This window comes from Reichenbachiella sp. (genome assembly GCF_965233835.1).
Lineage (GTDB): Bacteria > Bacteroidota > Bacteroidia > Cytophagales > Cyclobacteriaceae > Reichenbachiella.
Genome location: NZ_OZ247585.1, coordinates 1316444 through 1341253 on the forward strand (window position 1 = coordinate 1316444; position 24810 = coordinate 1341253).

At 39.3% G+C, this 24810-nt stretch carries 20 protein-coding genes; 10 read left to right on the top strand and 10 right to left on the bottom strand.

The genetic code is table 11. From position 1 onward, the window contains the following. Positions 1–5: 5 nt before the first annotated feature. The 5 genes from gmk to ACO6S2_RS05695 all read right to left on the bottom strand — a co-directional run bounded on the left by gmk (position 6) and on the right by ACO6S2_RS05695 (position 3765). Positions 6–575: a guanylate kinase gene (gene gmk, locus ACO6S2_RS05675; RefSeq protein WP_422361547.1), complete on the bottom strand. Its 570-nt coding sequence runs from the start codon at positions 573–575 to the stop codon at positions 6–8. Positions 576–578: 3 nt separating this feature from the next. Further along, entirely contained in the window at positions 579–827 is a 249-nt protein-coding gene (locus ACO6S2_RS05680; protein ID WP_422361548.1) for a zf-HC2 domain-containing protein, read from the bottom strand. A 47-nt stretch (positions 828–874) separates the two neighbouring features. Then, a complete protein-coding gene (locus ACO6S2_RS05685; protein ID WP_420582178.1) occupies positions 875–1453 on the bottom strand; it encodes a sigma-70 family RNA polymerase sigma factor in 579 nt (192 codons plus the stop codon). Positions 1454–1635: 182 nt separating this feature from the next. Next, positions 1636–2937 carry an adenosylhomocysteinase gene (gene ahcY, locus ACO6S2_RS05690; RefSeq protein WP_422361549.1) on the bottom strand — a complete coding sequence of 434 codons (1302 nt, stop codon included), beginning with the start codon at positions 2935–2937 and terminating at the stop codon, positions 1636–1638. Positions 2938–3009: 72 nt separating this feature from the next. Beyond that, positions 3010–3765, bottom strand: coding sequence for a biotin--[acetyl-CoA-carboxylase] ligase (locus tag ACO6S2_RS05695; protein ID WP_422361550.1), 756 nt, complete (start codon positions 3763–3765; stop codon positions 3010–3012). Positions 3766–3805: 40 nt separating this feature from the next. Here ACO6S2_RS05695 and rsfS point away from each other — a divergent pair, with 40 nt between their 5' ends. From rsfS to ACO6S2_RS05730, 7 genes are read left to right on the top strand one after another with little or no spacing between them, the layout of a single operon-like run. Then, entirely contained in the window at positions 3806–4177 is a 372-nt protein-coding gene (rsfS, locus tag ACO6S2_RS05700) for a ribosome silencing factor (RefSeq protein ID WP_420582175.1), read from the top strand. Positions 4178–4226: 49 nt separating this feature from the next. After that, positions 4227–6323, top strand: a complete 2097-nt coding sequence (gene ftsH / locus ACO6S2_RS05705) for an ATP-dependent zinc metalloprotease FtsH (RefSeq protein WP_422361551.1) — start codon at positions 4227–4229, stop codon at positions 6321–6323. A 45-nt stretch (positions 6324–6368) separates the two neighbouring features. Next, complete coding sequence (locus ACO6S2_RS05710; protein ID WP_422361552.1) at positions 6369–7139, top strand: UDP-2,3-diacylglucosamine diphosphatase; 771 nt, start codon at positions 6369–6371, stop codon at positions 7137–7139. Then, positions 7136–7942, top strand: a complete 807-nt coding sequence (locus tag ACO6S2_RS05715) for a hypothetical protein (RefSeq protein WP_422361553.1) — start codon at positions 7136–7138, stop codon at positions 7940–7942. The genes ACO6S2_RS05710 and ACO6S2_RS05715 overlap by 4 nt, the downstream gene beginning before the upstream one ends. 36 nt (positions 7943–7978) lie before the next feature. Beyond that, entirely contained in the window at positions 7979–8422 is a 444-nt protein-coding gene (locus ACO6S2_RS05720; protein ID WP_422361554.1) for a DUF6452 family protein, read from the top strand. Continuing rightward, a complete protein-coding gene (locus ACO6S2_RS05725; protein WP_422361555.1) occupies positions 8397–9107 on the top strand; it encodes a DUF6048 family protein in 711 nt (236 codons plus the stop codon). The genes ACO6S2_RS05720 and ACO6S2_RS05725 overlap by 26 nt, the downstream gene beginning before the upstream one ends. A gap of 5 nt (positions 9108–9112) precedes the next feature. Further along, on the top strand, positions 9113–10135 hold the full coding sequence (locus tag ACO6S2_RS05730) for a potassium channel family protein (RefSeq protein WP_422361556.1): 1023 nt from the start codon (positions 9113–9115) through the stop codon (positions 10133–10135). A 59-nt stretch (positions 10136–10194) separates the two neighbouring features. On the opposite strand, the gene ACO6S2_RS05735 is transcribed toward ACO6S2_RS05730, so the two are convergent. From ACO6S2_RS05735 to ACO6S2_RS05755, 5 genes are all read right to left on the bottom strand, one after another. Beyond that, on the bottom strand, positions 10195–11514 hold the full coding sequence (locus tag ACO6S2_RS05735; protein ID WP_422361557.1) for an inositol-3-phosphate synthase: 1320 nt from the start codon (positions 11512–11514) through the stop codon (positions 10195–10197). 18 nt (positions 11515–11532) lie between these two features. Continuing rightward, positions 11533–12531 carry an NAD-dependent epimerase/dehydratase family protein gene (locus tag ACO6S2_RS05740; RefSeq protein WP_422361558.1) on the bottom strand — a complete coding sequence of 333 codons (999 nt, stop codon included), beginning with the start codon at positions 12529–12531 and terminating at the stop codon, positions 11533–11535. A 74-nt stretch (positions 12532–12605) separates the two neighbouring features. Beyond that, entirely contained in the window at positions 12606–13838 is a 1233-nt protein-coding gene (spt, locus tag ACO6S2_RS05745) for a serine palmitoyltransferase (RefSeq protein WP_422361559.1), read from the bottom strand. Positions 13839–13973: 135 nt separating this feature from the next. After that, positions 13974–15095, bottom strand: a complete 1122-nt coding sequence (locus ACO6S2_RS05750; protein ID WP_422361560.1) for a hypothetical protein — start codon at positions 15093–15095, stop codon at positions 13974–13976. 284 nt (positions 15096–15379) lie between these two features. Beyond that, positions 15380–17269, bottom strand: coding sequence for a tetratricopeptide repeat protein (locus ACO6S2_RS05755; RefSeq protein WP_422361561.1), 1890 nt, complete (start codon positions 17267–17269; stop codon positions 15380–15382). Between the two features lie 678 nt (positions 17270–17947). Between ACO6S2_RS05755 and ACO6S2_RS05760 the strand changes: the two genes are divergently transcribed. From ACO6S2_RS05760 to ACO6S2_RS05770, 3 genes are all read left to right on the top strand, one after another. Further along, on the top strand, positions 17948–18550 hold the full coding sequence (locus ACO6S2_RS05760; RefSeq protein ID WP_422361562.1) for a DUF2306 domain-containing protein: 603 nt from the start codon (positions 17948–17950) through the stop codon (positions 18548–18550). A gap of 57 nt (positions 18551–18607) precedes the next feature. Next, positions 18608–19648 (top strand): helix-turn-helix transcriptional regulator, encoded by a 1041-nt coding sequence (locus ACO6S2_RS05765; protein ID WP_422361563.1) that lies wholly within the window; start codon positions 18608–18610, stop codon positions 19646–19648. A 157-nt stretch (positions 19649–19805) separates the two neighbouring features. Beyond that, positions 19806–24731: a T9SS type A sorting domain-containing protein gene (locus ACO6S2_RS05770; RefSeq protein WP_422361564.1), complete on the top strand. Its 4926-nt coding sequence runs from the start codon at positions 19806–19808 to the stop codon at positions 24729–24731. The last annotated feature ends 79 nt before the right edge of the window (positions 24732–24810 follow it).

The window sequence follows — 24810 nt, forward strand, 5'->3', positions numbered from 1 at the left end:
TCTCGTTATTTCAAAAAGTCATTGATCATTTTTTCAGCGTTCTCGAATGAGTCGTCCAATTTGTCATTGACCAAAGTTACATCGAACTTGTTCTCAAATGACATTTCAAATTTTGCTTTGTATAACCTTCTGGAAAGACTGGCTTCGTCTTCGGTCCCACGATCTTTTAGTCGTTCGGCTAGCACTGATTCATCAAGAACTTTTACGAAAATCGAAAGTGCATTATCTCCAAAATACTCTTTCAAGCTAATTCCTCCTTTTACATCAACATCGAATATGACATGGTGGCCTTTCTCCCAAACTCTATCTATCTCAGACTTGAGGGTGCCATAGAAATTGCCTTCATACACTTCCTCCCATTCAATAAATTCGTTGTTGTCAATTTTTTCTTTGAACTCATCAGGAGATAAAAAATGATAGTCTTTGCCATTAGTTTCTGTACGGCCTCTTCGGTCTCTTGTCGATGCAGAAATCGAGAATTCAATGTTTGGGAATTGAGAAAGAATGTGTTTTACTATAGTTGTTTTCCCTGAACCTGATGGAGCGGAAAAAATAATGGCTTTGCCTTTGTGCATCAATTAAGCAGATTTTGCGATTTTGGTTCTAATAGTATCAGCCAATCCTTCAGGGACTTCTTTGCTGGCTAACTTCAACTGAACGAGCTTCTTTATTTCTTGATCCAATTTATAATGCTCCAGACATTTCAAGCACATTTTAAGGTGCCTTTTGAGATAAACTTCCTGAGAACGACTGGCTTCTCCGTCTAAAACCAATTGAACTAAGTCTACATACTCAGTGCACTTGGCCATTCCTGTTCGGAATTTCATCTCATGTATCAATTTCTTTAAGCTCACAATTGCCGCAAATCTAATTATTAATATCCCATGCTCTGCGCATAGACCTGCAATTTTTCTTTCAACAAGTTCCTTGCCCTATGAAGCCTTGACCTTACAGTACCTATAGGGATGTCCAATATTTTGGCCATTTCCTCGTAAGTGAAACCTTCAAGGTCGCATAGAATGATTACAGTTCTGAAGTCTACGTCCAAGGCGGCGAGTGCATTCGTTATTTCATCGCCAATTAAGTTTTTAACAGTGTCTACTCTCAAATCAGTGGTCACTGACTTTTGAGTGCCTTCAGAATTATAATAACCTTCCACCTCCTGATAATCAACCTTTGCAGGCTGCTTACTTTTCTTGCGAAAGTCGTTGATGAAACTGTTTTTCATGATTCTGAACAGCCATGCTTTGGCATTAGTTCCCTGATGAAATGAATTAATAAATCGATATGATTTCATAAAGGTGTCTTGCACTAGGTCTTTGGCATCGTCTTCATCATAAGTGAGGCGATGGGCAAAATTGTACATAGCACGGATGTGCGGCATAAATTCTTCATTGAAGATTTTATCCTTTGCCTGATTGGAATAGTTGTTTTTGGTCGGTGACTCTTCCATTAGTTTTGATTGACGTTCAAATATATGTATGAACACACAATCCTACGTTCTTAAATCTAAACGGTTTTGATGAGTTTATAAATTATATCAATGACTTAACTCATTTTGCCTATTAAAAAAGGCCACATTGTCTAAGTATGTACGTAGACAAGTGGCCTTTTAGATTTGCCTTTGAGCAAAAATTAGTATCTATAGTACTCAGGCTTATATGGCCCCTCTGGTGTTACACCAATGTACTCTGCTTGATCCTGGCTCAAAACATCTAGTTCTACACCAATTTTAGACAAGTGAAGTCTAGCTACTTTTTCGTCCAAGTGCTTTGGAAGCATATATACTTTGTTTTCGTAAGCTTCAGAGTTATTCCAAAGCTCTAGCTGAGCCAAAGTTTGGTTGGTGAATGAGTTGGACATTACAAATGATGGGTGCCCTGTAGCACAACCCAAGTTTACTAGTCTCCCTTCAGCCAAAAGAATAATTTCTTTGCCATTCAACTCGTAAAGGTCAACTTGAGGTTTGATCTCATTTTTCTTTGCGTTGCTGTTCAACCAGGCAACGTCAATTTCATTGTCGAAGTGACCGATGTTACAAACAATTGCCTTGTCTTTCATTTTTTCAAAATGACGTCCTACAATGATATCCTTGTTTCCAGTGGTTGTAACTATGATGTCTCCTTCAGCTACAGCGTCATCCATTTTCTTTACAGCAAAACCATCCATAGCAGCTTGCAGCGCACATATTGGATCAATTTCGGTAACGATTACTCTTGCACCTGCACCTCTCAATGAAGCGGCTGATCCTTTACCAACATCTCCATATCCAGCTACTACAGCTACTTTACCAGCCATCATTACGTCAGTTGCTCTTCTAATTGCATCAACCAATGATTCCTTACACCCGTATTTGTTGTCGAACTTAGACTTAGTTACAGAGTCGTTTACGTTGATGGCTGGCATTACTAATGTGCCATTAGCTTCCCTTTCTTGTAATCTGTGTACACCAGTTGTGGTTTCTTCAGACAATCCTTTGATGTCTTTGACCAATTCTGGGAATTTATCAAACACCATGTTAGTCAAATCACCACCATCATCCAAAATCATGTTCAAAGGCTTGTCTCCTTCAAATGCAGTTAATGTTTGCTCGATACACCAATCAAATTCTTCGTCAGTTAGTCCTTTCCATGCGTACACAGGAATACCTGCAGCTGCAATAGCTGCAGCAGCGTGATCTTGCGTAGAAAAAATATTACAAGAAGACCAGGTAACTTCCGCGCCTAGCTCTACTAGTGTTTCAATCAAAACAGCAGTTTGGATAGTCATGTGTAGACATCCTGCTATTCTAGCTCCGGCTAATGGCTTGCTTTGTCCATACTCTTCTCTCAATGACATCAAACCTGGCATTTCTGCCTCTGCCAATTTGATTTCTTTTCGGCCCCAATCGGCCAGGCTAATATCCTTTACCTTAAATTTTGATGCTGTATCTATCATTTCTTTATATTTTTCATTTTGCGACTGCAAAGTTAAGTCTTTATTTGATGACGAAAAAACTTAGTGATGAGTTCACCGATAGACTACTTCTTTGAAAGCAAATTCATGAATCAATTCATTTTCCTGAACTTTCAGCAGTCCACTGGGGTTAATTCCAATGATTTTTCCTTGAAAGATGCGACCATCTGCTTCGTACATACTCGTTGTTTCGAATTGATACAACCTTCTCAGATATTGGGCTTCTAACATTTTGAGTTTTCCGCCTTTGAGCTCAAGGTATTTTTTTTCTAATTCTATAAGGATCTGTTCAATAAGTTCATTCACTTCGTAGCTGCTATCTGTTATATCGGATAATGAGGTAGCATGTACGTTCGAAAAATGACTCTGATTTACGTTAAGACCTATTCCAATAATTGAATGCTCAATGTGTGAACCTTTCAGCGTATTCTCTATGAGGATTCCGCCTAGTTTTCTGTCACGATAGTAAATATCATTAGGCCATTTTATCTTCAATTCTTTTCCCAAGATGGGGAACAACGTTTGGTGGATGGCTAGGGTAGTAATAAGATGGAGTTGAAATTGATTTTGGGTGGGGATGGTGGTTGGTTTTAGAATTATCGAAAAAGTCGCATTCTTTCCAGGTTCGCTTTCCCAGCTATTTCCTCTTTGGCCACGGCCTTGGGTCTGGTTCTGGCTAATGATGGTAGTTCCTTCAATTTCTGATTTTTCTTTCAATAGATCAGCAGCCGTGTCATTGGTCGAATGACATTGTGACAGAAAAAGAACCTTTTTTCCAAGGAATTGAGTTTTGGCAAAGAATTTATGCAACTTAAATTGGTTAATTTTGTGGTAAATTTAGAGACAAAGCATGACAGAAATAAAGGAAGCTCAAAATTCTAAAATCTTGAGTGATGCAGTGATACATGGGATGAAGGAAAAGAAGGCTTCTGATATAGTGTTGATTGATTTGAGGGAAATTGGTAATGCTGTCGCTGATTTTTTTGTAATTTGCTCTGGTAATTCGGATACACAAATTGATGCCATTTCCGACTCTGTAGAAGAAGAGGTCTATAAGCTCACTTCAGACAATCCATGGAGAAAAGAAGGGAAAGAAAACAAAGAGTGGATATTGATGGATTATGCGAATGTAGTAGTCCACATCTTTAGAAATGACCGTAGAGAATTCTACTCCCTTGAGAAGCTTTGGGGAGACGCAACTATCACTTCTATCGAAGAATAAAACTTAATCAACAACAAGGCGTTAAAGACAATTTTATAAATAATTAATAATGGCGGATAAACCGAGAAAGAATAGTACCAATCAGCCCAATAAACCCAATTATCAAATTTGGGTCATTTTAGGTCTCATGGCCTTCATATTTGGCATTTCGTACTTCTCAAACAATAATTCTGCAGTCGAAATTTCTTTCAAGAGATTTGAGCAAATGGTGCTCAGCAACGACGTAAAGCAGGTAGTCCTTATAGGAAATCAAAAAATTGTAGAAGTAACTCTAAAAGAAGAAGCTTTACAAAATAGTAAATACAAAATTCAGCTCGAGCAGCAAAACCGATTTGGCGTTCAGAACACTGGCCCACAGTACTTTTTCAAGATTGAGAGCATCGACATTTTTGCAAATAAGAAGAAGGAGCTTGATTCACAGTTGAAGTCTGGAAATGACTATGAGTATCTGGTGGACGATCGATCCGACTATACTCATATCTTCTTGAATTCAGGATTCTTTATCATTATTATCTTAGGCTTTTGGCTCTTGATGCGAAGAATGACTGGCGGCGGAGGCCCAGGTGGACAGATATTTAATATTGGTAAATCCAGAGCAGCTTTATTTGATGCAGAAAACAAAGTAAAGATTACATTCGACAATGTGGCTGGATTGGATGAAGCGAAAGAAGAAGTAAAAGAGATTGTTGACTTCTTGAAGAACCCTTCTAAGTTCACGAAGCTGGGAGGTAAGATTCCAAAAGGAGCATTATTAGTAGGCCCTCCAGGTACAGGTAAAACATTATTGGCGAAAGCCGTAGCTGGAGAAGCAGCTGTACCTTTCTTCACCCTTTCAGGTTCTGATTTTGTGGAGATGTTCGTAGGCGTTGGAGCGGCCAGAGTAAGAGATTTATTTAAGCAGGCCAAAGAGAAAGCACCATGTATTGTGTTCATCGACGAGATTGATGCAATCGGAAGATCTAGAGGAAAAGGTCAGATGCCTGGGTCAAATGACGAAAGAGAAAACACGTTGAACTCACTGCTTGTTGAGATGGATGGATTTTCTACCGATTCAGGGGTAATTATCCTGGCTGCGACCAACAGACCAGATGTACTGGATTCAGCGCTGCTTAGACCAGGTAGATTCGATAGACAAATCAGTATTGATAAACCAGATATTGTAGGTAGAGACGCGATCTTCAAAGTTCACCTCGGACCTATCAAGTCTGACAAAGACGTTGACTCAAGAAAATTGGCGGCACAAACACCTGGCTTTGCTGGTGCTGAAATTGCGAACGTTTGTAATGAGGCGGCACTGATCGCTGCAAGAAAAGACAAAAAGGCAGTTGACCTAAAAGATTTCCAAGACGCCATAGATAGAGTGATTGGTGGATTAGAGAAAAAAAGTAAAATCATATCTCCTGAAGAAAAGAAAATCGTAGCCTACCACGAAGCAGGTCACGCGGTGGCAGGTTGGTTCTTGGAGCATGCAGATCCTTTGGTGAAAGTTAGTATTGTGCCAAGAGGATATGCGGCATTAGGATATGCTCAGTACTTACCACGAGAGCAGCACTTACATCAAACGGAACAGTTGATGGATGAAATGTGCATGGCGCTGGGAGGGAGAGCTGCTGAAGAAATTGTCTTTGGTAAAGTTTCTACGGGTGCGTTGAGCGATTTGGAGAGAATTACTAAAATGGCTTATAGCATTGTAACTGTTTATGGTATGAATGAGGCTATTGGTAACATCTCGTTTTATGATAGTAAACAATCAGAGTACAATTTCAATAAACCTTATTCAGATGCTACAGCAGAACTGATTGATAAAGAGGTGAAGAAAATTGTAGATGATGCATATACTAGAACTAAGAAGCTTTTAAATGACAAGCGTGAGGAGTTGGAGAAAATTGCTTCAGAGCTGCTCGAGAAAGAAATTATCTTCCAATCCGATCTAGAAGAGTTGATTGGAAAACGTCCATTCGAAAAAGACACCAATTACGCTGCCTTTACTAATGGTGCTTTAGGGCCAAAAGGCGAAGAAGAAGTGAAAAATGAGAAGGCCATTGAAGAGCTTAAATCTGAAATTAAATCAGAAGTGGAGAGCGAAGAGGAAGATCCTTCATCAGCGCCCGAGAATCTCGAAGAAACCACGGAAGATTCTAAATAATACAATAAATTGGGGCTATGATTCATAGCCCCAATTTTTTTTCAGATGAACACTTCTCTATCTGAACTAGAAAAAAATAAGAAAGTCTATTTTGCCAGTGACTTTCATCTAGGTATTCCCAATCATGAGCAGTCCCTGCTGAGAGAAAAAATAATTGTGGCGTGGTTGGATAAAGTATCCAAAGACGCCCAGGCCATATTTCTTGTAGGTGATATTTTCGATTTTTGGTTTGAATACAGACAAGTCATTCCTAAGGGATTTGTAAGACTGCTAGGGAAATTGGCCGAGCTTGTAGATCGCGGAATTGAAATCATCATATTTTCTGGAAATCATGATTTATGGTTGAAGAATTACCTTGTTGAAGAAATTGGTGTTCAGGTCTGTCATGAACCTCAATCCTATCAAATTGACTCACATGCATTTTATATCGCTCATGGTGATGGTCTAGGCCCAGGCGATAGAAAATTCAAATTGTTTAAATCGATATTTAAGAATCCGATTTGCCAATGGTTATTCAAGTGGCTGCACCCTGATATTGGTGTGGCTTTGGCCAAGCGCTGGTCGAATGGTAGTCGCCTGGCTCAATTGGACGAACCGCTGACTTTTCATGAAGAAAAAGAATGGTTAATCATTCATAGTAATCAAGTCGAAAGAACCAACCATCATGACTATTATGTGTATGGTCATAGGCATATAGCAGGAACACATGACTTAGATAATAAGGCCACTTATGTCAATCTAGGAGAGTGGGTGAATGGAAGCAACTATGGTGTTTATGACGGAAATGAATTGCAGTTGAAAGAGTATGCCAGATGATGAGGGCTTTGATGATATGTTCTTTTGTGCTGGCGCCTTTCATTTCGTTTAGTCAGGGTTGGCAATTGCTGAAGCAAGTGAAGTTTGGTCCTGTGAATCAACTAGCGCTTGATCAGACTGGAAACATCTATGTGAGCAATTTGCAGGGAGAAGTATCCAAATATTCTCCAGAAGGGAATTTTATGGTAGAGTACGCGCCAACTCAAGTAGCAAGTATTCATGAAATTACAGCTGCAACACAGTTCAAGGTTTCACTTTTTTATAAGGACCTACAAGAAATTATTGTGCTCAATAGATATCTATCTAACCCTATCACATATAGGTTAACTGATTTTGGTTTAGGGTATGTAGAAGAGGTGGCACCAAATTTTCAACAAACCCTTTGGGTACTCGATATCTCAGACTTTGCGTTGAAACTGGTAGACTTTAGGGAAAACCGTCTTTTGGAGCAAAAGTCACTAGCTCAAGTCTTGGATCAGAGCCTGGCCAGCATTTTATCCTTTCATTCTCATCAGAACAGAATGTATGTTATAGATGAGTCCTCGGGCATTCATGTATTTGACAATATCGGTAACTATTTGTTCAAACTGATGAAAGGGGCACCGTCCTCAGCAGGTTTCCACAAAGACTATATGTATTATCAAGCTGATGGTTTTCTGAATCTTATTCATCTTTACGATGGAGATAATCTTAGGCTCTCCATTCAGGGGTTAAATGCAAGTGAAGTGGCTTATGCGAATGATCGTTTGGTAAGCATTACTCCTCAGGGATTCAATATATATAAGTATCTTAGCGGCCAATAAGTCAGCAATAAACCAAACGAATTGCGAGCGATAAATATGCGAGAAATTGTTATTCTGAGCCTGGGAATTTTAATGTTATGGGCTTGTGGAAAAGAGCCGGATTGTGATTTAGGGTCACCTGAGAGCAGTATTACTGTGAATTTTTATAATAGTGAAGATTCTACAGTGCTTGTTAAGAGATTCGTAGGCGTTACAGAAAGAAATTCGGATAGCGTGTTCTACAATTCCTCAGATTCTTTGTCAAGTTTTACGCTGAATCTTGATCCCACGACAGATCGTGTTACTTATGTATTTGTATCGAGTACTTCTGTGGATACCTTGACTTTAAGCTATACGACAGAATTGGAATGGTTGTCCGAGGAATGTGGGCCTTCTTTTTTTTATGATGAGTTGGAAGTGATTGGCTCGTCCTATACCTATGATTTGGTTTCTACTTTTATTGATAATGCTATCGATGAGAATATTAAAATATACAACTAGCCTCATTCTACTACTCAGTAGTACAAGTATTATTGCTCAAGAGAGCAAAAAGGATTTTACGCCATCTGAAGTCATCTTTGCAGTAGATGCAATTGGATTGGGTAAGACCATATTCAGTGATGAGACAAAACTCGAATTTCATTCGAAGGTTGATTTCGGACAGTATTATTTGGCGGGCGAATTTGGTATAGATAAAATAAACCCAACAGGTGAAGGGTTCAATTATAGTTCGGAAGGCACTTTTTTTCGTGTTGGTCCTCATGTGAATATGATGCCTTATAATAAGCACAGAAGTAGCATATTCTTTGGACTGATGTATGCAAGGAGTAATTTCAAAGATCAAATAAGCTATGATCAGGTTGATCAAGGCTGGGGAGCCCAAACTTTAAACTATTCCAATGATAATCTAACCGCTCGCTGGTTTGAGGCTAATCTGGGTATTAATGTGAGAATCGCGGGGCCTATCTATTTAGGGTATACGATGAGGTTTAAGTTTTCAAAGTCATTATCTGGAAGTGAGGAGCTGTTTCCTTATGAAATACCGGGTTTTGGAAAAGCAGATAAGGGTGGTCAATTCGGATTCAACTATTATGTGATTTATAAACTGAGATTCCGGGATAAGCCCATTCCAAAACGGCGAGTTAAAATGACTGAAAAGCCAAAGGAGCCTAAACCAGCCAGATAAGTAAAATGGTACTCTTCGAACGCTATAGAGACTTTAAAAAATTATTCATCAGTGCATTTTTGCTAATTGGTTCACTTTGTACCGGCATGCTCGGTTTCGTTCTTATTGAAGGTTTTAGCTGGGTGGAGTCCTTTTACATGGCGGTTATTACGTTTTCTACCGTTGGCTTTAATGAAGTTTATCCACTTTCTGAGAATGGAAGATTATTTACGAGCATTTATATCATTTTCAACTTGATGATATTTGCTTATGTGGTGTCAGTTTTTTCTACTTACCTTTTTGAAGGGGAGCTGAATCGACTGTACAGAAAGTATGTTTTTGGTAAAGAAGTTAAAAAAATGAAGGATCATATCATTGTTTGTGGATTTGGCCGAAATGGAAACCGTGCTTGTGAGGAGCTAAGAAGCCAGAAGGTGGATTTTGTTGTGGTAGATCGCAATGAGCAGTTGATAGATTTAATCCAGAATCAAAGAAAGTATAAGTTTATTCTAGGGGACCCTACCCACGAGGAGGTGCTAGAGGAGGCGGGAATAAAAAAAGCTAAAGCATTGATCACTACGCTACCCAGCGATGCGGAGAATGTGTTTTTGACCTTGACGGTAAAAGATTTGAATCCAGCAGTAAAAATCATTTCACGAGCCTCAGAAGAAAATTCAATTAAGAAACTAAAGCAAGCAGGAGCTCAGCATGTGATTATGCCAGATGCCATTGGCGGGTTGCACATGGCACAACACATCACCAAACCCTTTGTAATTGAGTATTTGGATCAACTGTCAGGTCATCAAGAGGATGGACTTACCCTCGAAGAAATTCGATATGTAGATTTAAGGTCAGACTATCAAGGACAGACTATTGAATCTATGGACATCAGAAATCGTACGGATGTTACGGTAGTGGGTTTAAATGACAAAAACGGGAAGTTTATTTTTAATCCTTCTTCGAAAGTGCTCATGGAACCAGAAGTGGTTTTGGTCATTGTGGGGACTTACCCTAAAGTTCAGGATTTTAAGTCTGAGTATTTGAAATAAAAAATCCCTACCATTTTTCAATAGTAGGGACTGTATATTGTCTTAAAATTGAACGATTATCAATCGTAGTAATCAAGCCCAAGATTGGTGATCAAATCCTCACCTGCCAGATATCTCAAAGTGTTTTTCAACTTCATCAACTGCACGAAGATGTCGTGCTGTGGCTTCAATCCTTTTGCGGCTTGTGGTGATTTCAAGTAGAATGACAACCATTCCTGGATACCACCTTTCATTCCAGCTCTTGACGCTAAATCAAGGAACAAGGCTAAGTCAAGCACCAATGGGGCGGCTAGAATGGAATCCTTACATAAGAAATCCACTTTAATCTGCATCTTGTAGCCCAACCATCCTTTGATGTCGATGTTGTCCCATCCTTCTTTGTCATCACCTCTAGGAGGGTAGTAGTTGATTCTTACTTTGTGATAAAGATCACCGTAAAGTTTTGGATGTAACTCTGGTTCTAGTACTTCTTCTAATACACCAAGCTTGGATACCTCTTTAGTTTTGAAGTTGTCGGGGTCGTCTAGTACCTCACCATCTCTGTTACCCAAGATGTTGGTAGAGAACCATCCATCGATTCCCAATGATCTGGCTTTCAATCCTGGAGCCAAGATGGTCTTCATCAAAGTCTGTCCAGTTTTAAAATCTTTACCTGCTATTGGGGCGCCAGTCTGCTTGGCGAGCTCAACGATAGCGTCTACGTCACATGAAAGGTTAGGCGCTCCATTGGCATAAGGAACTCCCATTTTCGCAGCAGCGTAGGCATAGATCATACTTGGTGCAATGTCAGGGTGATTGTTTCTCATACCCTCTTCCAACTTCTCAATAGAAGAATGTACCTCGCCTTCCTCGATATAAATCTCAGTAGACCCACACCATACCATCACTAGTCTATCACAACCATGCTCTTTTTTGAAATTTTCCATGTCCTCAATCAAAGCTTCGGCCAATTCCATTTTGTTGGCATATCCAGTTTTGATGTGAGAACCCTCAAGCCTCTTTACATAGTTCTTGTCGAAAACCGCCTTCATTGGCTTGATTTGCTCTAACTCATCTTTCAACTCATTAAGTAAATCTTTGTCCAAGACCTTGGCGTGCATAGCGGCTTCATAAGCGTTGTCTTCGAATACATCCCATCCTCCAAGAGCTACATTTTCTAATGGAGCTAAGGGAATGAAGTCCTTAATTAGTGGGTTTCTGTTTTCAGTTCTTTTACCCAATCGAATAGTTCCCATTTGAGTCAAAGATCCGATTGGATCAGATAACCCTTTTCTGATACTCAATACCCCAGCCATGAAGGTGGTAGATACTGCACCCATTCCTGGGGTTAGAATGCCTAGCTTTCCTTTAGGCTCTTGAATTGTAATTTTGTCTGACATCTATATTCTATTTTAACGCTATTTTATCCAATGCTCTTTCCTGTACCAGTCGATGGTTTCCTGAATGCCTTCGTAAAGGGTATACTTTGGCTCCAAGGCCAAGTCCTTATAGAAGTCTCTGGAATCGCACATCCAGTTGGAGCATTTGAGTTCCTTTATTTTTTCAATATTCAATTGTGACAGATTTCCAGAGATTCTAGTATAGATTTCAGAGAAAAATGCCACCACATAAACCACAAATAGTGGTAGTTTAATTTTTAATGTTTTCTTATTCAAATATTTCTTTATCAGTGCATTAAACTGTTGGTTGTCGTATTGTCCATTGTCCGACAAGAAATACTTTTTGTTTTTGATTTCAGAAATGGTTGCTTTAACTATTCCTCTTGCCAAATCCTTCACATATATAAAGGACAATAATTGTAGATTGCCCCCCACATACAGTTCAAGGTTTTTATTCACTAAATCAAAAACCGGAAACATGTCCTTATCCCCAGGTCCAAAAACCGGAGGTGGGCGCAAAATTACATAAGGTAAAGAACAATTTTGCTCTATATAGTCTTCTGCTTTCTTTTTGCTCCAGCCATAGGCTGATACAGGATCTCCGATCTGGTCAATTTTAATCATTTGATCACCTTCGCCGGGCGAAGAAGCAGCCAGGCTGCTAATGAGTGTAAATTTCTTAATAGTCTGTCCTGTGCCTTCCAATGCTTTGATTAGGTTGACAGTATATGAGAAGTTGACCAGATCGTAGGCCGAATTATCTGTTGTTTTGGTTATTCCGGCATTGTGAATGACGTAGTCAATGGTGCCATGCGTGGATGCAAAATCATTAAGAGCTGTTATTAAACTTTGCTCAGATGTCAAGTCCAGTTCAATAAATTGAACGTTTTTATCTGCAAGGCTAGACTTATTGCTGGATTTTCTGACGGAGGCAAAGACATTTAATTTTTCCTCCAGAGCATAGTCCACCAAGAACTTACCAATAAATCCAGTCGCGCCTGTAATTAGTATATTCATTTTGGTGAAAAGTGGGGGAGTCTAGCGTACAGTTTGAGGTAAAAATAAAGCCTGAAATTTCAGGCTTTTATGTTTTAGGCTTCTTTAGAGATTAACGATGGTTCTGCCAGCATTTCTTCTGGCTCACCAAATCCTATCATTTTTCTTGCCTTAATAAATTTGTCTATAGCCACGTCAATTTGCTCGTGAGAGTGTGTAGCCATTAATGAGAATCTCAGCAATGACGAATTACTTGGTACAGCAGGAGAGATTACTGGGTTTACAAAAACACCCTCATTGAATAGCATTTGAGTAACCTGGAAAGTTTTTGTATTGTCTCGAACGTAAATTGGTACGATTGGAGACTCAGCCTCACCGATATCAAATTCGTTTTCTTTCAAACACTTAATTGTATAATTCGTGTTGTCCCAAAGTTTTTCGATTCTTTCCGGCTCATCTTTGATGATTTCAAGCGCGGCCAAGGCACTCGCAGCAGAGGCAGGAGGAATACTCGCACTAAACATCAAAGCTCTCGAGTGGTGCTTCATATATTCAATAGAGGTGTGATCAGCTGCCACAAAACCACCAAGAGAGGCAAGTGACTTACTGAATGTCCCTACAATAAAATCAACATCATCTTCTAAACCGAAGTGAGAAGCAGTACCAGAACCTTGCTTTCCAATTACGCCGACAGAATGAGCATCATCTACGATAATGGTTCCGCCGTATTTTTTAGATAGTTCTACAATTTGAGGCAACTTAACAATATCACCTTCCATACTGAAGATCCCGTCAACAACAATCATTTTAACAGCGTCATCTGGAAGTCTACTCAATTGTTTCTCGAGAGATTCCATATCATTGTGCTTGAATTTAAGCACTTTAGAAAATGAAAGTCTTGTCCCGTCAATGATAGAAGCATGATCTAGTTCATCGATCAAGATGTAGTCATTTCGTCCGGTAAGGCAAGAAATCGTTCCAAGGTTTGATTGAAAACCAGTACTAAAAACTAAGGCAGCATCTTTTTTGAAGTATTCTGCCAAATTGTTTTCAAGTTGTACATGCAGGTCCAACGTTCCATTAAGGAATCTTGATCCAGCACATCCAGTTCCATATTTATCTACGGCTAGTTTGGCTGCTTCTTTCACTTTTGGGTGATTGGTCAGTCCCAAGTAGCTGTTCGAGCCAAACATCATGACCCTTTTGCCATTGATAATGACTTCTGTGTCTTGATTGGAGCCTATTTCCCTGAAATATGGGTATAGACCTGCTGCTCTCGCATCTTTAGCTACTGTGTACCTCGCCAAACGTTGTTGTAAAATACTCATCAATTATCGGTTTTGTAAAGAATACTTTGGTGCTTTATACCGTCCCTTTAGCTGATGTTATTGGAATTATATTCCTCAAACAAGCAAATTACCAATTTATATTCTTTATAATTCAATTAGTCCCTTTTTTATTCTTTAGATCGCTTTTTTAAACAATCTGTGTTTTTTATAAACCTTGCCGTTGATATTTTCAATGGCCTTGTTCATCATTTCATTATTTTCTAATATCCAGGAAGCCTCTCCAAAGGCCATTCCTTTTTTCTTGGCTTCTTCGAATGCTTTCATATAGAAATAGGCATCTATTCCCATCTTTCTATAACCTTCGACTAGTCCCAAGGTTACAATACGTACTCTATCAATATTTTTTTTATGATAGAGTAATTTGAATATGCCAAAAGGAAGTAATCTTCCTCTTTTCAATTTTTTCAAAGGCACATTCATATCTGGAATGCTCAATGTAAACCCAATGGGTTTCCCCTCGTGCTCTGCTATTAAAACAAAGTCTGGATCCACGATTTGTTTCATGTCTTTTGCAGCGTGTTTGAACTCTGCATCAGTCATAGGGACAAATCCCCAATTTTTCTCCCAGGCAGAATTATAGACGTGAATAATCTTGTCTATTTCCTCGGAAAATTTCTTTAGGTTGATTTTTCTTATGGTTATTCCTTTGCTATTTAAGCGCTCTAGAACCTTGTCAGATAGGCGAATAAGTTTGTCCGGAACATCCTCAGTGTTGATTTTATAGGACAACAGATCCATGTCTTTTTCAAATCCATACCGCTCCAGAAACCCCTTGTAATAGGGTTTGTTGTATGGCATCATTACTGTCGGAGGTGTATCAAATCCTTCGATCAGTGTTCCACAAGTTTCATTTGTCGAGTAATTTTCCGGCCCCGTAAGATGTTTCAACCCTCTTTCTGTTTGCCAGTCCGCCACAGTGTTTAAAAGAGCTTCAGCTACTTCGTAATCATCGATCACATCGAAGAAACCGAATTTACCAGACTGATCGCCCGTAAATTCTAGATAGTTGTTGTTTTTAATTGCAGCTATACGTCCAACAATTGCATCATTTTTATAAGCCAGAAAAAAATCTGCTTCTGAATGGTCAAAGAAAGGGTGACTCTTTTTGTTTAATAGGTCCTTTTGAGCAAGATATAGCTCAGGTACATAGTTTCCATCATGAGCATATAGCTCGTGTGGGAAATCGATAAACTTTTTAAGATCCTTTTTTTCCTGAACTTTTATTACTTCGATCATTCAATCAGTTATGGTTGCTGCACACCACTAAAAAATAATGCGCAAAGATATATCTATTGGCTATGTATTCATATTTAATTTTAAATATTGTAGCCAATTCTCAGTGGTTTAAAGTGAAAAAAACTTGCGTCAACTAAGCAATATTTTTTTCGGTATTTAATTGTTTAATTGTACTCTTTTAACTTTTTGTTGAAATATTAAGAGAGCAGCAATGAAAACAGCCACCTACATTTATATTACGACAAGCAAAACAGAGATATCACCCAAGCATCATCTGATTTTTTTTAATTATTGTGAGACATGAAGTTGCGGAGATTATCATCAGGTCCCATTTCTAATTTTTTCTTAAGTCTGTTAACCTTTGTTTTTACTGACCCAACGGTCAGGTGGATAACTCCTGCTATTTCTTTATTAGACATGCCGATTTTGAGATAGGCACTTAGCTTTAGATCATCATGAGTCAGGTTCGGGTTCAGTTGCTTGAGATTCTCGAAAAACTGAGGGTGGACATCTTGAAAGTGATTATGAAAGTTTTCCCAACTTCGGTCTAAAGAAAAGCTATTGGAAATGGTTTTTTTTAAGTCTTTAAATTCTGGTGACAGCTGATGGTCTTGTTTTTTTTCTAAAAAGCTCACCTTTTGTTCAAGATTTTTTAGCAACGTGTTTTTTTCATGAGCAGCCATAGCCATGGTGGTCAATTCTTGTTCTTTGGCATGTATGGTTGTTTCAGCAAGCTGTTTTTCCCTTTGGCGCAGGGCTTTAAGGTGTGTGTTTTTGATTGATAGCTCTTCATTTGCTTTCCTTTTCATTCTATAAGACCAAACCGACAGGGAAGCAATTATTACAAGCAGAATAACTAAACCACAAGCACTTATAAGTAGAATTTGATTTCGAGTGGCCGTAGCTTCCAGTTGATATATTTCTTTCTCTTTTTCTGATAATTGGTTTAGTGCTTCCAACTTGGCAATTTCTTTTTGTTTTTCAAGGCTAAAGAGGCTGTCTTCTATGATATCGGCCTCTTTAAAGAGTGCTAAAGCGTCAGTGCTTTCTCCAGTTTTCAACTTCAGCTTTGATAGCTCCTTCTTTAATCTTACAATTTCACGTGGGTTTCCTGACCTCAAAACTAAAGCACTGTCCAAGGAAGCAATGGCAGATGTGTAATCCCCAAATCCAAAATATGTCATTCCTTTGGCATAGAGATACTCACCTTTGGCAGTTTGATCCATCAGTAAAGAAATGTCAATGGAGTCAAGAACCTGCCGAGCCTCTTCAAATTGGGAGTTGTCAACGTATAAAGTAGCTAACTGTGAAGAATAGCTGTTTTTATTGAATGGATTCATGAGTGAAATGGACTTCTTCATATAGAAAATAGCTGAATCCAACTTTCCCAGATCACGATATAACATACCCAAGTCGAAGTTGACATAGGTTTCCGAAACTGGATCGGGGTTTTCCTTTACTATTTGTAAATTTTGAAATAGATACCACTGTGCCGTTTCAAAATTTTTGTTGTTTTTGTGAGCAGCCGCTATTCTATTTTGAAGCGAAACAACCACTCTATAGTTTTTATGCTTTCGGGCAAATTGAATCCCTTCTTGACTTTCTTTAATCACTGCATCGTACATAGATTGAATCATATAGCTATGCAGGAGCGTGTTAAATACAAATAGATAATTGTTCGGGAAGTTTTCTTTAAGAAAGCTGCCATACTCAGTCACGACACGCTGAATTTCAGCGTATTTTTTGATTCGTAACAGGCTGCTTGCTTTTACTTCTAAGGCAAGTGCAAGATGTCTTGGCTCCGCCTGATCTTGAAGTATTAAGAGTTTATCAACAAAAAATATGGATGAATCATATTGTAATTTGCTATAGTATTCTTCTGCCAGCAAGTAGTATATTTTGGGGTATTGCGTATCCTCTCTTTGACTAAAGTCTAGGGCTTTAAAAAGATAAGCGCTCGTCTGTTCTTCGGATAGGCTATTTAAAGCGCTTTCAATGGAATCAACATATATCAATAAAGTGGAATTGGTTAATGATTGGCTGGTTGAGTCAAGCCAGGAGAGAGATTGCTTTTTTGCTGATAATCTTGAGTCCGACTGTAACGAATCTGGTCGAGATTGCACCACTGGGCAGCAAAAAAAAGTAATAATAAAGTAGACAATAAAAGTTCTCATACCTTTCGATCAATTGAGTCCTATGGTACAAATAAAAATATCCCTTTACAAAGTCAAGTAGTATTTTGTCAAATTTTATTTTGAAAATCAGGCCTAGCTGCAGTCGTTTGCGGTTTTGACCTAAAGCACTCTTCAATGATACCCTTTTGTTACCCTACATTATTTCATGGATATAACCCTTTCCCCTTTCTTTGAAATGTTCTTAAAGAATAAGTCGAAGTAAGAGATCTTTTAGAAACCAGTATATCTGTTGTGGACTCATGAGAAAATAACAGAGAGCCGTGATAAAAATATCATTGCTAAAAGCGATTGCCGTTGGTAAGTTGAGAAAAGGTTGTCTATTATTTTATCAGAGGTTCAGAAAAAATAAGATGACAGAGCAGCAGCAATTACAGAAACAGGGCACGTTTGACACGTGTCCTGTCTTACTCAAAACACGAAATAGTAGCTCGATAGATAGCTTAGAATAAATTTAAAAATAAAACCAGGAGGGTGAGAGTCCTTCCACACCTTTTCAAGTAGACAAAAGACTCCGAGACGCGGAGTCTTTTTTTGTTTTGGTCTGGAATTGTTGTAGAACAGTAGTATTGTACCATCTGTTGTTTGAATTCTGTAATAAACTTCGTTTTTGCTCTACGAATAGCTGTGAACATCATGTTCTAGCTAAAAAATAAAAGGATGAAAAAAATTGGATGGATTGTATTTGGTTTCTTTTCTATAGTAATCGGAACCTATCCGGTTTTGTACGGGTTGGTCGACATGAGTCAGGGCTTTTTGGGCGGCAAATCTGAAGCTATTCTGAGTAGCTCAGTCTGGAATTGGTTTTTTTATCAGCATATAAGTTTTGGAGCTATTAGTATGCTTTCTGGATGGACTCAGTTTAGTGCTAAGCTTCGAAAAAAGAATCTCTCTGTTCATAGGACACTAGGAAAAGTATATGTTGTTTCCGTTCTTATGAGTGGAATGGCCGGGTTGTATTTATCATTTTTTGCCACAGGAGGCTGGGTAGCAGGATACGGATTTGGAACTATGGCCGTCCTGTGGTTGATGACCACCATAATGGCCTTTGTCACCATCAAAAAAGGGGCTGTGGATGCTCATCAAAACTGGATGATCCGAAGCTATGCCTTATGCTGGGCAGCAGTTACTCTAAGACTATGGTTACCAAGCCTTCAAGGCTTTTTCGGCATGGATTTTATTTCAGCCTATCTGTTGGTGTCTTGGCTGTGCTGGGTGCCTAATTTGATTGCGGCTGAATGGATTATTCAGAGAGAGAGTTAATTTCAATTGTGGTATCGTTTTTATTCCTTATGAAAATGGGCGTAAATTCATGCTGAAATGTATATCAGCTCGAAAAACACAATTTTTAAGAACTTTTTTAACAGTGGTGTAAAGCCAGAAACATCACTAGATGATCTGAGACGAATTAGGCTGGTGAATGTATTGTCATTGGCCTCTATTGTATTTACCCCATTGATGTTTTTATACAATTGGCGGATTGGCAATGTTCAGGAGCTATATCCACTAAGTTTTTATCTGGTGTCATTTGTTGTCATCTATTTCATAAATAGAAGAAAAAATCAATTGGCTTCATGCATTCTGATTTTGGCCTCTATAACCACCAGTTGGTGGGTGATGTTTGTAAGTACTACTCAAGTTGGAGCTCCATATTTCAATATATTATTTGGTTTGTTGGCCATTTATTTATTGAAAAATTCAATTCTGAAAAATCTATTTATCATTCTGAGTTTTTCTTCCTTTGCGCTTCTAAACTGGTATCAGCTCATGCACAGACCTTTCGCACTAGCAGAGTATGGACCTATTCTAATCTTACTTATTGTTCTTTATTTGGCTGCGGTATCCTATGACAGCATGTATCAAAAAAATGAAATGACCATTCAGCAACAGTCCCAGGAATTGATGAGACTGACTGAAGAAAAACATAAACAAGCCATGGCGTTGAAACAAAAAGATATGGATACAGTCACCGCCAATAACCAAATGCAATTGAAAATTCGAGAGAATATTTTGAACGATTTGGATCAAATTAAAATTGATGAAGGAGGAAAGAAACAGCTCCGATCTTTAAGGCTTACTTTAAGAAGTCAAATTGAGACTCAAAAAAAACTTCAGTACAGTCAGGAAAAGATAAAGGAATCAAACGCAGAGTTATACGACCGTCTTCTGAGTCAATTTCCCAACCTCAATAAAAGAGAGCTTGAGCTTTCTTCTTATATCAGACTTGGTCTCTCTGCTCGTGAGATGGCGGATTTATTGAGTAGCACCGAAAATTCCATCTATGTGACCAAGAATAGACTCCGCTCAAAACTCAATTTATCTTCCGAAGTTGATATAAATACTTTTCTGATAAATTTTTAATCAACTGACAATCAGTTGCTTGAATGGCTTGTTAAGATTTATTAAGGGTGCTTTTGTTGGCAACCCTATCACGCACATCTAGATTTGTAATCCACTTGAATATCACACCAATTTGATTATCCCATCAACAAGGTTTGTGAATTTAAAGATTGAAATTATGATGTTGAAGAAAAGCGTGAGGGGCGTAGTATTAGCTACGATACTGACAGGTTTGGTTTTTGGGTTTGAGGCTTTTGGGCAAGACACCTGTGAATTAGCAGTTGATTTAAATATCAACTACCCCATAGTAGAGGAAGGGAAGCAAGAGATTCTTGTGGACAATTCCAGTAGCAGCCAATTCTATACCTATACAGCCGATCAAGTAGGTACCATAATGATGTGGTCTGGATTTGCCAATAGCCCTGGTGATGGTAGCTTCGATACAGACCTGAAGGTCTATCAATCCACTTGTGACAATCTGATCGCTGATATTGATCAGTCACCTGGGCTTTTTGGAAATTGTCAATACACGGCAGAAGTTGAACTTGGAGATACCTACATCTTTGAATGGTCAAATGAAAATTGGGCGGGTGAATTTAAAGCTCACTTCTTTTTTCAAATGCCAATGGACGGCACGGCATGTGATGAAACGATTCAACTCCAAGAAGGCAAAAATGCTCAAAATTCTATTTTTTATGATCAATATTTCGAGTACAAAGCTGAGACTGACGGTACCTTGGAAGTCTCCACTTGTGGTCATGAAAACGCTTATTCAGTCTACGGAATGGAAATATTGGAGAATTGCCAAGGGTCTGATTTGAGTACTGTCGATTACGACTGTGACCCTGACGAAAATTATGAATGGTCAACATTGACTTATGTCATGGAGGAAGGCGAAGTGGTATTAGTAAAGGCTGCCAACAGAGGTCCGTACGATTGGAAGTATGATTTCAATGCCAGCTTCGCACCAAACGATGGATCATCTTGTGAGCAAGCCCAAAATATACAAACAGGAATACATGCGGTAGACAACAGTCAGGGAGACCACTGGTTCAGCTTTGTAGCTCCGAAAGAAGGAGAAGTAGTCATCACCACGGGCAACGGTGCCTTGGCAGGCACATCCTATTTGTATCAAGGAGAAGATACCAGGGTTGAACTTCATGGTGCTTGCGAGGATGGCTTCATCAAATCGAATGATGGGGCATTTGGAGTTTCCCAGATCAATCATATCGTAGAGCAAGACGTCGAATATTTTATAATGATGGATGATGTAAGCACCAGCGGCCAATATGAATTTGAATTATTTTATACCGAAGATTTAATTATTGGCACAGAAGAAGTGCCTATACATGTATCCATGGGTCTGAACGAAGACTATGGAAATTTACATTTCACTACAGCGCAGTGGTTTGAGTATGAGTTCTTGGCTGATGGAGTTTTCACGATGCAGTTTACAACTATTTACGATTCATCGCCTACAGTGATTACATCAGATGATGCGGTAACATATACCTATCCAGATGAAGATTCTGGTGCCAATGGATTTACTATAGCAGGTACAACTGGCGACAAAGTGCTGTTTAGCATCAGTGGGCAACTAAGAAACAATACTTTCAGTGCTTCCTTAAATACTGGTGCCATTGTAGGTGAAGATTGTTATACGCCTATAGATCTCACTTCTGGTCTATTCTCTGATGGGGAGGAAGTTTTTGAGGTAGATATCTCTGAAGATTCTCCAGACAAGTACTTTTCATTTACAGCCTCAGAAGCAGGCACATACTATATGTACTCTTGTGATAGCGATACCAGATTAAGTGATTTGACCATTTATGATGGTTTTTGTGCTGATGACAATGAACTTGATTTTTTCCCATTAGGTTTATTTGGCGGAGGCTGTGGAGCCTATGTGCATCGTATGCAATTGGAAGTTGGTCAAACCATTAGTCTAGCCTGGAAGGGAAACAGACATCCGGATGATGGGTCTATTTATGTGGAAGCATTTATGGTCAGTGCTTTTTTTCAGCCTACTGTGGCGGGTGAGACCTGCGGGGATGCGATCTCGATGATCGAAGGCGAAAATACGGTGACCAGAAAACTAGGAGACCAATATTTTTCATACACTGCACCCAACGAAGGTGTTTTGGAATTATCAACCTGTCAGCAGCAAGAAGACGGAGGCCCTGTGACTAGATTTAGACTGTTGAGCGACTGTCAAAGTGAACTGGAATATACAGAAGCATGCAGTTTGCGCTACTATATGGCGGCTGGGGAGTCCGTGATATTAAGAAATCATGACCTACAACTTTGGAATGAAGCCTACACTTTCTCCATGCAGCTGAAAGTGGCTGATTGTGAGGAATATACTGAAGTCAATGAAGGCACACACACAGTCAACAATTACGATGGTTATACTTTTCTCCGCTATCAAGCCAAAGCCGATGGAGAAGCCATTGTGTCTACCTGCCGGTCGGGTGTAGATACCCAACTGAAAAGATATTCGGCTTTTTGCGGAGAGCTACTTCAAGAAAATGACGATGCAGATCACTGCGACAGCGGTGGATCAAAAATCTCCTTCGAAGTAGTGAAAGGTCAATATTATTACCTGGAGGTAAAGGGTGCTGACTTGGCTGATGATTTCGATCTGGATATTTTAATCAAAGAACAAACTAGGGGATATACTGCTGAATATCCGATCTTAATCAACACAGATCAGTTGACCTTATTGAATCCACATGCTGAACCACTTTTTGCAAGTGCAAGGCTGGCCGCAGGAAGTGATATCGAAGTGGGTGTATTTGGAGGGATTGCAGAAATCTTAGATCAACAGGGAGCGCCTATTCCTAATGAAGATGACTTCTTCTTTATGCAGACAGCGGTGGATTCAACTTTCTTACTCCGGTTTGCACCGCAAAACCAATTTGAGGTTAATGTTGAATTCTTAATAAACTTGGGAGAATTGATGGTGCAAGGATCTGCTTGTGACAATTCATTGCAGATTCCTAGTATCGGTGTATATGATGTAGCTCACATAGCGCAAGAGGATAATGATCAATGGTATAAAATCACTGCACCTAAATCAGGGACACTGGTGGTCACCACGGGGCCATCTTCTAGAGCGGATGGGGATTTTCTGGCTTTTGGCGAAGACACATCTATAGAAGTTTATGATGACTGTTTATTTGACAATGATCCCATTGCGAGCAATGATGACTATCCAGGTTTTTTTGGAGGCTCTCGGCTCGCCATCAACGCTATTGAGGGCGAGGAATATTACATATTAATGATCGATGAATTCATCAATGACTCCTATCAATTCGAATGGTTCTATGAAGAAGATTTACGTATTGGTATAGAAGTAGCTCCATTGGAAGTGATACTTGGCGTTAATGAAGATTTTGGCCATATTTCTCATGTTTCGGAGCAGTGGTTTGCTTTCGAAATTGAGGTGCCTGGTACTTTTGATTTACGTTTTGATACTTATTTTGATGGAATAGCCACTGAGGTATCTACACAAAATGCAATTGAACCATATTATTTGGATGACGATGATCCACATCCTAGTGGGTTTACTTATACATCCACTACGATAGGAGATGTATTGTTGTTTCGCTTGAGCAATTTCAATAGCACCTTTAATGCAACATTCGAAGAGAACCATTGCAAAGGGGAGTACACCCAAATAGAGGATGAAGACTGGTCTGGTTGGATTACAGTTGAAGGAGATGCAGATAAGCAATTATTCAGATTTACAGCACCTCGCGATGGAGAAATCCTTGTGACTAATCTGAGCAACGAGTTGGGTATAAACTCAAGCGTAGAACTCACAGAACTATGCAGCGATGAAGTGCTTGCGGATACAGATGAAACTTTTGCGCCCAATGCCCGGATGGTCACTGCTGTGGAGCAAGGAATGACTTATGAATTGCTTTGGAACTTATCTACATTGGATGAAGAAGCGATTGATTTGGAAGCGTATGATTTCGATTTTTATTTTGGTTATCTGGATGAAATTCCTGGTCAAACTCAAGAAGATGCCATCGTGATAGCATCAGAAAATGGATTCTATAATGCAACCACCCAGCTGATCGAAGAACAATGGTTTGTCTACACCTTGGCAGAAGATGGGACGGTGATAGTCGAGAAATTCATGGAAGGCATAGAGACGGATGCCACGCTCAGTCTGACAATAAGTTATGCTGGTTATCTAGATCAGGTAGATGCCGAAAGCGCAACCTATACGGGCCTTGCTGGGGATGAAATATATATCACTTGGAATAATAATTCTGATTATACATCAACTGATTTTCAAGTGCAGTTTGTGGCCGATTTGCCTTGTGAAGACACCAACGTTGTAGAAGAGACGGCATGTGATAGTTATGCTTTTGGTGAAGACGAATATACCGTGTCAGGCCAGTACTTGGGTGACTTTTCTAATGAAAATGGCTGCGATAGTTTGGTGGTGTTGAACCTTACGATTCTAAAAAGTGAAGAACATGAGGTGTCAGAAAAATCTTGTGGTTCGTACATCTTTGATGATGTTGAGTACTTCGAAAGTGGCGATTATCAAGCCACTTTTACTAATCAAGAGGGTTGCGATAGTTTGGTCAATCTTTCTTTGAAAATTTTTGAGGAACTATCAAACGAGATTAGCGTCAATGGAGTAATTCTTTTCGCAGAAGATCAGGGAGACGTAAGCTACCAATGGATTGACTGTGATTTAGGAGAGGAGCTGACAGGAGAAACCAAGCGCCAACTCACACCCAAGAGAGCTGGTTTTTATGCTGTGGAAGTATCAAACGAAAACTGTTCAGTGCAGTCTGTTTGTATGAGCTCAGATGGTGAAATCTTGTCTGCTTTAGAATTAAAGACGGATATGGTAGCTTACCCAAACCCAACAACTGACACTTTTCATCTTGAACTGGGAAGGAATTTTGAAAATGTAGAAGTAAAGGTGTTGAGTATTACAGGCGATATCGTTCGCCATATCTCAGATTTCAACACAAATAAAATTGCCGTTGACTTAAGTGAGAAGAAGGGTGTCTACTTCGTGCGGGTGACTGCTCAAGGGCAGGAATTAAAGACCCTGCGCGTCATCAAAGAATAAGACACAACAACGACCAGCAGCAGGGAAGGTGCAAGCCCTTCCCAACCTTTTCAAGTAGAACCAAAAAGACCCGGGGACA

Bases quoted from the DNA above. Each gene is read 5' to 3' on its own strand.
- gmk (WP_422361547.1), bottom strand. From the start codon at position 575: ATGCACAAAGGCAAAGCCATTATTTTTTCCGCTCCATCAGGTTCAGGG.
- ACO6S2_RS05680 (WP_422361548.1), bottom strand. From the start codon at position 827: ATGAAATTCCGAACAGGAATGGCCAAGTGCACTGAGTATGTAGACTTA.
- ACO6S2_RS05685 (WP_420582178.1), bottom strand. From the start codon at position 1,453: ATGGAAGAGTCACCGACCAAAAACAACTATTCCAATCAGGCAAAGGAT.
- ahcY (WP_422361549.1), bottom strand. From the start codon at position 2,937: ATGATAGATACAGCATCAAAATTTAAGGTAAAGGATATTAGCCTGGCC.
- rsfS (WP_420582175.1), top strand. From the start codon at position 3,806: ATGACAGAAATAAAGGAAGCTCAAAATTCTAAAATCTTGAGTGATGCA.
- ftsH (WP_422361551.1), top strand. From the start codon at position 4,227: ATGGCGGATAAACCGAGAAAGAATAGTACCAATCAGCCCAATAAACCC.
- ACO6S2_RS05710 (WP_422361552.1), top strand. From the start codon at position 6,369: ATGAACACTTCTCTATCTGAACTAGAAAAAAATAAGAAAGTCTATTTT.
- ACO6S2_RS05715 (WP_422361553.1), top strand. From the start codon at position 7,136: ATGATGAGGGCTTTGATGATATGTTCTTTTGTGCTGGCGCCTTTCATT.
- ACO6S2_RS05720 (WP_422361554.1), top strand. From the start codon at position 7,979: ATGCGAGAAATTGTTATTCTGAGCCTGGGAATTTTAATGTTATGGGCT.
- ACO6S2_RS05725 (WP_422361555.1), top strand. From the start codon at position 8,397: ATGAGAATATTAAAATATACAACTAGCCTCATTCTACTACTCAGTAGT.
- ACO6S2_RS05730 (WP_422361556.1), top strand. From the start codon at position 9,113: ATGGTACTCTTCGAACGCTATAGAGACTTTAAAAAATTATTCATCAGT.
- ACO6S2_RS05735 (WP_422361557.1), bottom strand. From the start codon at position 11,514: ATGTCAGACAAAATTACAATTCAAGAGCCTAAAGGAAAGCTAGGCATT.
- ACO6S2_RS05740 (WP_422361558.1), bottom strand. From the start codon at position 12,531: ATGAATATACTAATTACAGGCGCGACTGGATTTATTGGTAAGTTCTTG.
- spt (WP_422361559.1), bottom strand. From the start codon at position 13,838: ATGAGTATTTTACAACAACGTTTGGCGAGGTACACAGTAGCTAAAGAT.
- ACO6S2_RS05750 (WP_422361560.1), bottom strand. From the start codon at position 15,095: ATGATCGAAGTAATAAAAGTTCAGGAAAAAAAGGATCTTAAAAAGTTT.
- ACO6S2_RS05755 (WP_422361561.1), bottom strand. From the start codon at position 17,269: ATGAGAACTTTTATTGTCTACTTTATTATTACTTTTTTTTGCTGCCCA.
- ACO6S2_RS05760 (WP_422361562.1), top strand. From the start codon at position 17,948: ATGAAAAAAATTGGATGGATTGTATTTGGTTTCTTTTCTATAGTAATC.
- ACO6S2_RS05765 (WP_422361563.1), top strand. From the start codon at position 18,608: ATGTATATCAGCTCGAAAAACACAATTTTTAAGAACTTTTTTAACAGT.
- ACO6S2_RS05770 (WP_422361564.1), top strand. From the start codon at position 19,806: ATGATGTTGAAGAAAAGCGTGAGGGGCGTAGTATTAGCTACGATACTG.